This window comes from Flagellimonas yonaguniensis (assembly GCF_029193885.1).
GTDB lineage: Bacteria > Bacteroidota > Bacteroidia > Flavobacteriales > Flavobacteriaceae > Flagellimonas > Flagellimonas yonaguniensis.
Window position 1 is genome coordinate 15,616 of the sequence record NZ_JARFVB010000022.1, and the last position, 11,980, is coordinate 27,595.

General features: G+C 40.9%; 16 protein-coding genes. 15 read left to right on the forward strand and 1 reads right to left on the reverse strand.

The features are described 5' to 3' along the window. The first annotated feature begins 2 nt into the window (after positions 1 to 2). From PY092_RS18810 to PY092_RS18830, 5 genes are all read left to right on the forward strand, one after another. On the forward strand, positions 3 to 695 hold the full coding sequence (locus tag PY092_RS18810) for a YiaD family glycine zipper/OmpA-like lipoprotein (RefSeq protein WP_275617284.1): 693 nt from the start codon (positions 3 to 5) through the stop codon (positions 693 to 695). Between the two features lie 161 nt (positions 696 to 856). Next, positions 857 to 1,186 carry a hypothetical protein gene (locus PY092_RS18815; protein WP_275617285.1) on the forward strand — a complete coding sequence of 110 codons (330 nt, stop codon included), beginning with the start codon at positions 857 to 859 and terminating at the stop codon, positions 1,184 to 1,186. Between the two features lie 99 nt (positions 1,187 to 1,285). Further along, positions 1,286 to 2,203, forward strand: coding sequence for an EamA family transporter (locus PY092_RS18820; protein ID WP_275617298.1), 918 nt, complete (start codon positions 1,286 to 1,288; stop codon positions 2,201 to 2,203). Positions 2,204 to 2,271: 68 nt separating this feature from the next. Further along, positions 2,272 to 2,829 carry a DUF4251 domain-containing protein gene (locus tag PY092_RS18825; RefSeq protein WP_275617286.1) on the forward strand — a complete coding sequence of 186 codons (558 nt, stop codon included), beginning with the start codon at positions 2,272 to 2,274 and terminating at the stop codon, positions 2,827 to 2,829. Positions 2,830 to 3,132: 303 nt separating this feature from the next. Further along, entirely contained in the window at positions 3,133 to 4,332 is a 1,200-nt protein-coding gene (locus tag PY092_RS18830) for a PQQ-dependent sugar dehydrogenase (RefSeq protein ID WP_275617287.1), read from the forward strand. A 206-nt stretch (positions 4,333 to 4,538) separates the two neighbouring features. Here the strand turns inward: PY092_RS18830 and PY092_RS18835 are convergent, their stop codons facing one another. Then, the gene (locus tag PY092_RS18835; RefSeq protein WP_275617288.1) at positions 4,539 to 4,910 is read right to left on the reverse strand and encodes a hypothetical protein; all 372 of its coding nucleotides are present in this window, start codon (positions 4,908 to 4,910) and stop codon (positions 4,539 to 4,541) included. Positions 4,911 to 5,319: 409 nt separating this feature from the next. On the opposite strand from PY092_RS18835, the gene PY092_RS18840 reads away from it, so the two are divergent. The 10 genes from PY092_RS18840 to PY092_RS18880 all read left to right on the forward strand — a co-directional run bounded on the left by PY092_RS18840 (position 5,320) and on the right by PY092_RS18880 (position 11,863). After that, positions 5,320 to 6,054 (forward strand): cysteine hydrolase family protein, encoded by a 735-nt coding sequence (locus PY092_RS18840; RefSeq protein ID WP_275617289.1) that lies wholly within the window; start codon positions 5,320 to 5,322, stop codon positions 6,052 to 6,054. Positions 6,055 to 6,457: 403 nt separating this feature from the next. Further along, on the forward strand, positions 6,458 to 7,039 hold the full coding sequence (locus PY092_RS18845; protein ID WP_275617290.1) for a carboxymuconolactone decarboxylase family protein: 582 nt from the start codon (positions 6,458 to 6,460) through the stop codon (positions 7,037 to 7,039). Positions 7,040 to 7,064: 25 nt separating this feature from the next. Then, positions 7,065 to 7,532, forward strand: coding sequence for a YHS domain-containing (seleno)protein (locus PY092_RS18850; RefSeq protein ID WP_275617291.1), 468 nt, complete (start codon positions 7,065 to 7,067; stop codon positions 7,530 to 7,532). Positions 7,533 to 7,601: 69 nt separating this feature from the next. Beyond that, the gene (locus PY092_RS18855) at positions 7,602 to 8,018 is read left to right on the forward strand and encodes a nuclear transport factor 2 family protein (RefSeq protein WP_275617292.1); all 417 of its coding nucleotides are present in this window, start codon (positions 7,602 to 7,604) and stop codon (positions 8,016 to 8,018) included. A 273-nt stretch (positions 8,019 to 8,291) separates the two neighbouring features. Beyond that, entirely contained in the window at positions 8,292 to 9,176 is an 885-nt protein-coding gene (locus PY092_RS18860; protein ID WP_275617293.1) for a helix-turn-helix domain-containing protein, read from the forward strand. A gap of 9 nt (positions 9,177 to 9,185) precedes the next feature. After that, positions 9,186 to 9,563: a DUF302 domain-containing protein gene (locus tag PY092_RS18865; protein WP_275617294.1), complete on the forward strand. Its 378-nt coding sequence runs from the start codon at positions 9,186 to 9,188 to the stop codon at positions 9,561 to 9,563. 128 nt (positions 9,564 to 9,691) lie between these two features. Then, the gene (locus PY092_RS18870; protein ID WP_275617295.1) at positions 9,692 to 9,871 is read left to right on the forward strand and encodes a hypothetical protein; all 180 of its coding nucleotides are present in this window, start codon (positions 9,692 to 9,694) and stop codon (positions 9,869 to 9,871) included. A gap of 3 nt (positions 9,872 to 9,874) precedes the next feature. Continuing rightward, positions 9,875 to 10,441: a hypothetical protein gene (locus PY092_RS18875; RefSeq protein WP_275617296.1), complete on the forward strand. Its 567-nt coding sequence runs from the start codon at positions 9,875 to 9,877 to the stop codon at positions 10,439 to 10,441. Continuing rightward, positions 10,438 to 10,686, forward strand: coding sequence for an ABC-three component system middle component 6 (locus tag PY092_RS19730; RefSeq protein WP_417958470.1), 249 nt, complete (start codon positions 10,438 to 10,440; stop codon positions 10,684 to 10,686). The genes PY092_RS18875 and PY092_RS19730 overlap by 4 nt, the downstream gene beginning before the upstream one ends. Continuing rightward, positions 10,661 to 11,863, forward strand: a complete 1,203-nt coding sequence (locus PY092_RS18880; RefSeq protein ID WP_275617297.1) for a hypothetical protein — start codon at positions 10,661 to 10,663, stop codon at positions 11,861 to 11,863. Before PY092_RS19730 ends, PY092_RS18880 begins: the two co-directional genes overlap by 26 nt. The last annotated feature ends 117 nt before the right edge of the window (positions 11,864 to 11,980 follow it).

An 11,980-nucleotide genomic window follows, 5' to 3' on the forward strand; every position in this document is an offset into this window, starting at 1 on the left:
ACATGAAAAATATAGTATTAAAAGGGGCAACGGCTTTTTTGGCGTTGACCATGATTATTAGTTGCGATGCTATTCAAAATGCCAACAACACCCAAAAAGGTGCTGCCATTGGTGCAGGTGGTGGTGCTGTCATCGGTGGTATAATCGGTAATAATGTTGGAAAAGGAAATACAGCTTTAGGTGCTATTATTGGTGCGGTCGTCGGTGGTGCTGCCGGTGGATATATTGGTAATCGTATGGATAGGCAGGCGGAACAAATTGAACAAGAAATTCCAGGTGCGGAAGTACAACGAGTTGGCGAGGGAATCAATGTGACCTTTAGTGGAGAGAATGGTGTGTATTTCGATACCAATAAATCGGATGTTAAAGGAACTTCTGCAACTACTTTGGATAAATTGGCCGGAATTTTCAAGGAATATCCAAAAACCAACATTTTGGTGGAAGGACATACCGATACCGATGGCGCAGCGGAATATAATTTGGGACTTTCTCAACGAAGAGCACAGGCAGTAACAGATTATTTAGTGGCCAAAGGTATCTCAAGCGGAAGGTTCACTACCAAGTGGTATGGTGAAGAACAACCTGTGGAAAGTAATGAAACTGCAGCGGGTAAAGCTGCAAACAGACGTGTGGAGCTGGCTATTGTAGCTTCTGATGAATTAAAAGAAGAAGCTTACGAGCAGACTGAAAATTAAAAGCTTATCATATTAAATACATGGAAGCTCGGTTTTTGCCGGGCTTTTTTGTTTATAGATGTTAAATAAACCATTAAATGTGAGTTAAGCCATCAGTATTTGCAGGAATTTATTTAACTTAATGGGTGTCAATTCGTTAATCCTATAAAACTTGTGGACTTATGGAGCATACCACCCAAAATAGTATTGAACAACAAGAACTACTGGTGCGGGTGGAAAGAAACAACAGAATGGTACAACGTCTTTCCGAAAAACTAAGTTCATATACCCACGAACCCAAATGTCCCCAACGGTTCGAAAAGTTTTACGAACTCAATAAAAGCATCCAGAACTACAAAGACCACCAAAAACGGATAATGTCCAAAATAAGGCAGCAACAATTGCATTTGATAGAAGGGAAAAGCAAGGAAGTGGAATACCATTTACAGTTGTTTAAAAAATTGGAAACCGATTTTGCATCCTATTTGCTCGATTTGAATAAACCACTTTGATGCACCAGGCAAAAAATAATAGACTGAAATTTCCCCCAGACATACTTTGCTCCAAGAAACATGCGTAATATTGCAGGGCAGTTAAACGGTCCTATTACCATGGTAAAATCCTCTAACTCTGCTCTCGTCATCATGGCTTTTTTTGCCATCTATGTCATTTGGGGCTCCACCTATCTTCTGAACAAAATAGCCGTCATGGAGCTGGAGCCGTTTATGCTGGCCAGTTGCAGGTTTACCTTAGCTGGAATTTGTATCTTCATTTTGGCCAAGATCATGGGGATACCCCTTCGAATCACTAAAAAACAATTGCTCAACACCTTAATTGCCGGAATACTTTTTCTTAGCGTTGGAAACGGTTTGGTGGTTTGGGCCTTGCGTTATGTGGATACAGGCTTTGCGGCCTTGGAAATCTCTTCCCAACCCCTCATCATCCTTATTATGATGCGAATCCTGCAAGGAAAAAAAATACAGCCTATGTCCGTGGTCGGGGTGGTTTTTGGGGTAATCGGTATTTATTTGTTGGTAAGCCAAAAGCAAATCATAACCCAGGAAGAATCCATTGTGGGCATGATCATGATTTTTTTCTGTATGCTCTGTTGGGCCTACGCCAGTCTGTTTGTGGCCAAAGCTGACCTACCCACCAATTATTTCGTGAACACAGGATATCAAATGTTCTTTGCCGGGATTGTATTAAGTTTGATGAGCCTCGGCTTTGGGGAAGAATGGTCTTCGCCCTTGGCATGGAGTGGTAAAGTCCAGATCGCGATGTTGCTGCTTATCTTTTTTGGAAGCATATTGGCCTTTACCTCCTTCAATTATCTGCTCAAGGCCGTTTCCCCAGAGAAAGTGGCAACATCCACCTACGTTAATCCCATAGTGGCCTTATTGCTGGGATGGTATTTTCTGGACGAACAGATCACGCTACAATCCATTATAGCTGCAGCCATTCTTTTAACAGGCGTGTATTTCATCAACACCAAAAAGACATTGGCCATTTTTGAGCGCTTCAAACGTTAAGACGCCGTTATTTGTCTCGGAATTGATCTGGTAATTTTGTAATTTACTGGGAGTTAATATGTTTGATTATGAAGTTTGCCCTCAAAATTGGAGTTTATGTGCTATTGTTGGTGTCCGTGGCCTGCGCATCGAGCAAGGACAAAGCATCGCCTGAAGAAGTAGCCGCTTTGGACAAGATGATATCCGATCAGCGATTTGAAATAAAAGCCATTTGGGCACAACCTATGGCAAGCCAAGGTTTGAACAGTATAGCCAATGCAGGGCTATTGCCTTTGGGCAGTACCGCCAGCCAAATAGATATCACGAGTACCGGTGGATATTTTCGTATGGTGGGCGATAGCGTCGAGGCCGACCTCCCCTTTTTTGGTGAACGCCGAATGGGTGGGTTTTACGATCAAGATAAAGCGGGAATCAAATTTGAGGGAATTCCCAAAGACCTTACCTTCTCTCCCAATAAAAAAGACAATGGACAAACCATGCGGTTCCAGATTAGCCAAGATTCCGAGAACTTTCAGGTTTTTGTGCAGCTTTACCCCAGTGGAAAAGGGAGACTTACCGTTTCCAGCACACACCGCACCAATATTTGGTACCAGGGACATCTATCCGAATACAAGGAAGAAGAGTAGATAGGCTCAAGAGGTAAGTTCAAGTACAAAAACATTCGCGATGGTTCGTGAAATTGGTATCAAAAAGACAAAGAACCAAGACCGCTACACATAAGAACAGACTACCGACATCGAGTATCAAGAGTTAGGTTCAAACACAATAACGGAGTAACAAAACAACCCAATAACTTAATAGCGGAACAATCAAATTCCATAATTCCTGACTTTCGGACATTGGCCTATAATATTAAACCTCAAACTTCCTCTTTCCATCATTTTGTCATAGCTTTAATGGTTTAGAAACCAAAACACCTGAAAATCGATATGAAAATCTACACGTTGACCCAAAGGTCAACACTGCTGTTGATGCTTTTTGTGGTATTTGTGGCCTGTAAAGAAGACAAGGAAACCCAAGATGAAGAATCAACCGAAGAAGTAGCGGAAAACACGGAGGAAACACCAAAGTATACCGGGGATTTACCATTGGACCGTCTCAACCTCCCCGATGGATTCCGTATAGATGTGTATGCGGAAAATATTGAAGGAGCACGTTCCATGGCCATGGGAGCAGACGGTACACTGTTCGTGGGCACCCGAAACGAAGGTAATGTTTATGCCCTTAAGGATACCGATGGCGATTACAGGGCGGATGAGATCTACACCATTGCTTCCGATTTGGAACAACCCAATGGCGTGGCGTTCAAAGATGGTGATTTGTATGTGGCCGCTGTGAGCCGCATGTTCAAGTATTCGGGTATTGAATCACGATTGGATAATCCACAAGAGCCGGAATTGATCTATGATGATTACCCGACCGAGTTCCACCATGGTTGGAAGTATATCGCCTTTGGCCCAGATGATAAACTATATGTCCCTGTTGGGGCACCATGTAATATTTGTGATAGTGCTACGGTGGATAAGCGTTACGCATCCATCACTAGAATGGATCCCGATGGCAGCAATAGGGAGATAGTGGCCCACGGGGTTCGAAACACTGTAGGGTTCACTTGGCATCCCGATACTGATGAATTATGGTTTACAGACAACGGTAGGGACATGATGGGAGACGATGTGCCTCCTGGGGAATTGAACAAGTTGACCGAGGTGGGCCAGCATTTTGGTTATCCATTCTGTCATGGCGGCACTGTAAAAGATCCGGAATTTGGCGACCAATATCCCTGTTCCGATTTTGTGCCTCCGGTACAGCCTTTGGGAGCACACGTAGCAGCCTTGGGTATTAAGTTTGGCAAAGGCCCTATGTTTCCCGATTCGTATACAGGACAGGCATTCTTGGCAGAGCATGGTTCTTGGAACCGTTCCTCCAAAGTGGGGTATAGGGTGACCTTGGTAAAACTGGAAAATGGAGAAGCTGTAAGCTATGAACCCTTTATTGATGGGTGGTTGGACGAAGAATCGCAGGAGGCCTTCGGTAGGCCTGTGGACTTGCTTTTTCTCGAAGATGGTTCCTTGCTCATCTCCGATGATGAAGGTGATGCCATTTATAGGGTAACTTATAATGGATAGGTTATATCAAACTAAGCTCGCAGCGTATTTTGATGAAAAATCTGTCACTTCGAGTGATTTTTGAAGAAAATTGTATCGAGAAGTGCTAGGTAAGGGTTGAAAATAAATAATACGTAAGGTTCTCGATACATTTTTATTTCCACTTCGTGGAAAGAAAAAACTCGAACTGACGGTAGTACCATAGTAAACTCAAAAGGCACTTTGGGTCAAATCAAATACCGAAAGTATCTGGGGATGGGCATTTGTTCCATTTTCCAGGTACTTTTTTTATTGTCTTTGTCTGTTACTTCGATAAAATAGTAGTGGGTGCCTCCTTCTGAGTGGGGAGGAATGTGTTCCACGGTAAAGACCTTGTCATTACATATAAAGGTGTATTCCACCGTTTCCCCATTGTTGTTTTCCGTGACCTGCCCATCGTTCAGGACCAAATCAGGCTTGCCCAAAATACTGTTGCTCTTATGCCAGCAGAGATAACGTATCTCGCCTGTACGTAGTCGGTCTATTTTAATGGTGTACTGGCTATCGCCAAAATAGGCCAAAACACATTCAATATCGGTGGCTCTCCAATAGATGGTCAAGTAGCTTTAAGTAGGTTTAGGATTGGTTCAACGCCAATATGCCTTCCGTATTGTAGCTAAACCCTGTTTCTTTTTCCCCATTGTGCGCCCATCAGCCAACCGACCATGAAAATAATCCATCCCAACAATACCAAACATATTATCTGTAAGGTGTTTATGGTTTCAAGTGTAGTCATAATCTTATTTTTCACTAAACTACAGGTTACGCAATTATTTTACACACGCAATTGACGAATGCCCCATTTGAATTGAGGGATGGCCTATTTCAAGCAACATAATCCCATAGTGGATAAAAAACCATGGGAAAAACTGTCCATTCAGTGGCGAAGTCCGTCCATTTTTTTACCCATGGCATTGCCGCAACTTTGTTCCATCAAAATTTAAGTTTAATCAGTTAAAGAAAAATATCATGAAGAATGTAATGCGAACACTAACACTGTTCTTGATTACCGTAACGGGCGTGTATGCCCAATTGCCAGAACCGGGTTTTACCATTGACGAAACCACCGCCATTGTCATTACCGATCCACAAAATGATTTTCTTAGCCCCGATGGTGTGGCTTGGAGCGCCGTGGGACAAAGTGTTCAGGAGAACAACACCATTGAGAACCTGGAGGCCATTTTCAAACTGGGAGAGGAGTACAACATTCCCGTATTCATTTCTCCCCACTATTATTACGAGCACGATCATGTGTGGAAGTTCGAGGGAACCCTTGAAAAATTGATGCATAACATCAGCATGTTCGATCGTGGGGACCAATTGAACGTAAAAGGTTTTGAAGGTTCCGGGGCCGATTGGTTGCCTCGTTACAAAAAGTACATCAACAAGGATAGGGTGGTGGTGACCAGCCCGCACAAGGTGTTTGGTTCCGAATCCAATGATTTGGCCTTACAATTGAGAAAACAAGGTGTGGACAAAGTCATCTTGGCAGGAATGTCCGGTAACCTGTGTGCCGAATCCCACATGAGGGAATTGGTGGAAAACGGTTTTGAAGTAGCCGTTGTGGGTGATGCCACTGCATCTGCCAAATTACCTGGATTGGATGGCGACCAAGCTGCCCAGACCAATTATAAAATGATTTCCAGCCGTGTATTTACCACCGATGAATTGGTAAAGGAATTGAAAATGCACCCGATGAAATAAAACGCAAGAGTGTTTGTGATGTATGATGATGCTGTTGATTGACGAGGGGTCAAACCATAGGTTTGGCCCTTTGTTTTTTTTTAATACAGGCAAGTTAATTCCTAATGCAAACTGCCCAGAGGGATGTCTGAAAAGTAACTTTCCGTCAACCTGGACTTGTTTCAGGTTCCCATGATTGTTTATTCGCCCAAAGGATGGGGTTCTGTAATGAATTCAGAGTGACGGATTTTCGAAATTCGTTAAACAGCTTCGTTGTTTTTGGCTGATGTTCAATGGATTGACCCCTCAAGGGGAAAATTGTCCAAGGACTTGCGACATCTGTCCATTTTATCCAAGCCAGCATCACCGCACCTTTGTATCGTCGATAATGACAATTGAATTATTCATTAAAAAACAGAAAGTTATGACACGTTTACAAGCATTAGATCCAAAGGAAGCTACCGGAAGATCAAAAGAACTATTTGAAGGTATCCAGGCCAAATTGGGCATGGTGCCCAACATGATGAGAACCATGGGGAACTCCTCTGTGGTTTTGGAAGGCTACTTGAACCTTAGCGAAATCTTGGGCAAAGGATCATTGGGCGGAAAATTGGGCGAGCTATTGGCTTTGACCGTAGCAGAGAACAATGCCTGCAACTATTGTTTGTCTGCGCACTCTTTTATCGGTGAAAAATTGGTAGGTATCGATACAGAGACCCTTGAAACCGCTAGGGAAGCCATCAACAACGACCCAAAAATCGCTGCTGCGCTTCAGTTTGCAAAAACCTTGATCGAAAAGAACGGACGTGTTTCCGCCGAGGATGTGGACACCGTAAAAGCTGCCGGATATACAGATGGTGCCGTAGGGGAGATCGTGGCACACGTAGCCTTGAACATCTTTACCAACTATTTCAACAATACGGCCAATACCGATATTGATTTTCCAGAAGTGAAAGCCAAGATCAACCCAGATTTCCCAGTGGCCGAAGCTACACTATTGAAATAATCATCAACCCTTTAAAATCATACAAATGAAAACGTTTAGAAATCTATTTCTTTTTGGAATCCTATTGTTTGCAGCCATCAGCATGCAGGCACAAACCCAACCGGTAGACGATAATGGTCTTGCCATTGGCGGCTACGATGTTGTGGCCTACTTTTCAGGTGGCGCAAAAAAAGGTAGCAAAAGCTATATGGCCAAGCACAATGGTGCTACTTATTACTTTTCTAGCAATGCCAACAAAATGGCATTTACTAAAGCACCTGAAAAATATTTGCCACAGTTCGATGGTTGGTGTGCTTGGGGTGTGGCCGCTAAGGACACTAAGTTCCCCATCAACCCGGAAACCTTTGATGTAATGGATGGTAAACTGTACCTGTTCTTCAACGGACCTTTTAACGGAGAGCCTTTCAATACATACGAAGATTGGGCACAACGTACTTCGGAGCTAAAAAAGGCGGCACACGCCAAATGGCCCAAAGTAAAGAACAGCAAGTAGTTTTAATTAGCTAAGGGTAGGGCCCCGCCATAGGTCCTGCCCTTTTTTTGTTTTTGAAAAATTACAACCATGGAAATAGAAAAAAAATATCCCTTGCCTCCATTTACCGAGGAAACCGCACGGGAAAAGGTGCAATTGGCGGAAGATGCCTGGAATAGCCAAGACCCCGAAAAGGTAAGCAAAGCGTACACAGTGGACACCGAATGGCGCAATCGTTCCCAGTTTGTGAACGGACGTGAGGAAGTGGTCGCCTTTTTGACGGAAAAATGGCAAAAAGAAAAAAATTACAAACTGCGAAAGGAATTGTGGGCCTTTACCGACAATAAGATTGCAGTTCGTTTTGAATACGAATACCAGAATGCCGAAGGAGCGTGGATCCGCGCGTATGGAAACGAGAATTGGGAGTTCAACGAGCATGGGCTTATGCAAAAGCGCTATGCCAGTATCAACGATCTGCCGATAGACGAATCGGAGAGAAGACTTTAGTCAAATGTCAGGTCGAGCGCAGTCGAGACCGCTCAAAAGTAATTAAGACAAAAGACTTCTCGACTGCGCTCGAAGTGACAGACTTTATAGAAACCGTCAGGTCGAGTTTTTTCAAAATGAAAAAGTACCTGCCTGCCGGCAGGCAGGTCGAGAACAAGGTTTTCCGAACATAAAAAATCATTTCTCGATACAATTTTTGGCCCTCGGTCCAAAAACCACTCGAAATGACGAATTTTTATTGAATGCACTAGGATAAAAACACATAATCAAAAAATGGACATCTACAACACCAACACGCTCATCGACGAACAGACCGGCAACCTGGCCTTCAAACTCTCCACTTTTGAAGATAGCTGCCAGTTCTGCGATACGCACCGGTTTAATTACTATTCTTTGATATGGGTAAAAAAGGGGAGGGGTACCGCCCAAGTGGACTTTTCGGAGTACACGTTTACGCCAAATACCTTATTTGCCGTAACGCCCTATCAACCTTTTACCATAACCGAGGAAGAACCGTTGGAGGGCGTGGTGTTGAACTTCCATCCCGATTTTTTCTGTATCCACAAGCACCACGAACAAGTGGCCTGTAACGGGGTGCTCTTCAACAATATTTACGCTCCGCCCACGCTCTGTGTTACCGAAGAAATGTGCCAACAGTTTGAACTGGTACTGGAGCAGATGTATGCCGAAGTGCAAAAATCGGAACTGGCGCAGTACGAGCTGTTGGTCTCTTACCTTAAAATATTCTTGATCACGGCCTCCCGTGCCAAAGCAAAGCAACAGCCCGAAGCATTGGAAGGCAGACCGGGCGAAAAGGAGCCCTTTATCCTGCAAAAGCTCAAAAACCTGATTGAGACCCACTACAAATCCATGCACTCCGCCGGGGAGTATGCCGATCTGTTGAACATTAGCCCCAAGGCCCTGGCCAAGATGACCAAGAACCACTTTAACAAGACCATGACCAACCTGATCAGTGAACGGATTATTATCGAGGCGAAGCGCGAGCTGTACCTGACCAACAAAACCGTTAAGGAGATTGCCTACGACCTTGGGTATGATGATGAGCACTACTTTAGCCGATTTTTTAAGAACAATGCGGACATCTCGCCCAAAACCTATCGCGAAACGGTGGGCTTTGCCCGTGCCGCCATGGCCTAAGCCAAACCTATGAAAGCACATGTAATACGCCAAACCCTGCCGCTGCCCTTTGGGCAGTTGTACGGCGCTTTAAAGAAACGGATCGTGGACCACGGTTTTTTGCTCCTGCACGAAATAGACACCCAGGCCATTGTTGCTAAACGAGGCGTAACCATACCCCCGTTAAAGCAATTACTCTTTTTTGAGCCCAAATATATTGCGGAGATCATGGCGAACGACCCTTTGGCCATAAACGATATCCCCCTAAAACTGGTACTGCAAGAACTAGATGCCCACACCACCCAGCTGAGTTTTAAAAACCCTGTGGACAGCTTACAGGGTTATGGTTTGAAGCCCGAAATGGCAGCCGAGTTGTTGAAGCGCGTGCAGGGGATACTTTCTTTTTAGATTGATATAAGAGTGATTTTAACATTTTTTAAAGTAAAATATTTATTAAATAGAGAAAATTCTTATATTTCAAATCAAATCTTTGTTTCCCCATTAAGTTTTAACACATCTATTTTAAATTATCAATAATGGAAGTTTTTGAAATTATTGCAGGTGCATGTAGTATTTTATCCTTATTAGTGTCTCTTTTTGTTGCCAATAAGGTTGTTCAAATAAAAAATTCGATAAAAATTTTAAAAAAAAACCATGTTTCAGTATCTGGAGATGATAATATTACTTCAGGCAGAGATACCAAAATAAAAGCCTAGTAAATGAATAGTGAAATAAATGGGGATGGAAATGTAGCTTCAGGCAGAGATACTTATATCACCAATAATAATATTCAGAATGAATCAAAAGATTATGGCGTCATTCAAACTATTTTCAATCATGTTTTTGAAAGGGTTAATGGTGAAAATAGGGAAGATGAGAAAAAGTCTTCATCTGCAAAGGATAAATTAATTCATATAAAGGATAAAATTGAATTAAATTTTAAAACTGCCGAAGACATTGAGGAAGTAAAAAGTTATTTTACGCAGTTGTATACTAAAATTAGTTTTGTTGAAAATGCATTTCAGAGTTTAGATTCTGAAGAACAAACAGATATACATTATTATATATTAAGCCATTACAAGGGATTGAAAAGAAGCTCTGAAAATTTATCCCCAATAAAGATTTTATCTGAGTTAACACAAATTTTCATCCCTGAACAGTATTCTCAAAATCCGACTTATCGTGGTATTGCTCAAGCAATTGTGTTGTTCTTTTTTGACGATTGCACAATTTTTGAGAAAACTAAGAAAGAACCACGAACTCCAACTTTATTTGATAAATTGTGATAATACCAACTAAACATCAAAATTTGGATTTGAACCCTATGGTATTAGGAGCAGATATTTTATTTATAATACGTAATAAAGATTTAACATTAGAAGAATTGTATCAAGAACTTAAGAAGCAAATCAACCTGAATTTAGACCTTTATTATGATACATTAACCTATTTATGGTTATTGAATTCAATTGATTTAAACAAGAATAAAATCTCCAAAAAGACAAGTGTTTCTAAAAAAGATATATTCTGAACCTTTAGGTCTATTCCCAGAGGTTAATTTTACAAATGGCTTAAATATCATTTATGGTATAAAGGATGAGGAGAACCCAAAAGAATCTTTAAATAGTGTAGGAAAATCTACTTTTTTAGATTTAATTGATTTCACTCTTTTAAGTTCTTTTAGAAAAAATCATAACCCACGATTATACAAGGCTAAATCTATCATGTTGGGCTATGATATTGTTCTTGAATTCGATATTGATGAAACATCCTATATTTTAAAAAGAAATGTTGAAGAACCAGATTATATTGAGTTTGGCAAGTTTGGAGAGGAATCAGCATTTTATAGAATTCGAGAGCTAAAGGACATTTTAGGAAATTTGGTTTTTAAAAGATCAAACTATAGTGGTGCTTTTTTGCCAAACAAATGGTATAGAAGTTTAATAACTTTTTACATTAAGATTCAAAAGTTTAAGAAAGCCAAGTTTCTAGATCCAATTAAATTTATTAACGAATTAACAGAGCCAGAACTCAATGTGTATCATTTTTACCTATTAGGCCTTGATAATACTATCCCGTATAAAATTTTTGAAAATAGGGTTAATCAAAAAGGTATTTCAAATACAATAACTGAAGTGTCCAGGTATGTTGAAGAAAAGTATGAAATCAGAGATTTGAAGCTTGCTCAAATAGAGACTAATAAATTAAAACTGGAAATAAAAAAACTATCTGATGCTATTGAGAAATTTGAACTTGGAGAACAGTATGAAGATGCGGAAGCCGAGGCAAATATTTTAACTGGAAAAATAAAGAATAACCTGTATCAAAACTTTCTGGATAATGATAAGCTTAAATCTTATCAGCAAAGTTATTCTCTACCTACAAAAGTTAATATGCGTAGGATAAATACAATGTATGGCGAGATTTCAAAAGAGTTATCCTTTCAAGTAAATAAAACATTAAAAGAAGCAGTTTCTTTTAGAAAGAAATTAAGTGAATCAAGAAAGGAGTTTCTTAAATCCGAGATTGATAAAATTAAAATTAATATCAATTCAAGAAATAAAACAATACAAAAATTAGAAAAGGAGAGAGCAAAAATATTCTATTTTTTGTCAGCCCAAGAAGCAATAACAGATCTGACGGAGGCCTTTTATAATTTAAGTGAGAAAAAAAATAAATTAACCGATTTAGAATCAAAGAGACTGTAAACTGAACTCTGTCTGAAAAAGATTAGAAGTATTAATTTTATTCAGACAGTACCATGACAAAGAAAGAACAGACAGAATTTGAAAAGAAGGTGCTCGAGCAGTTCATGTCGGGCAAGA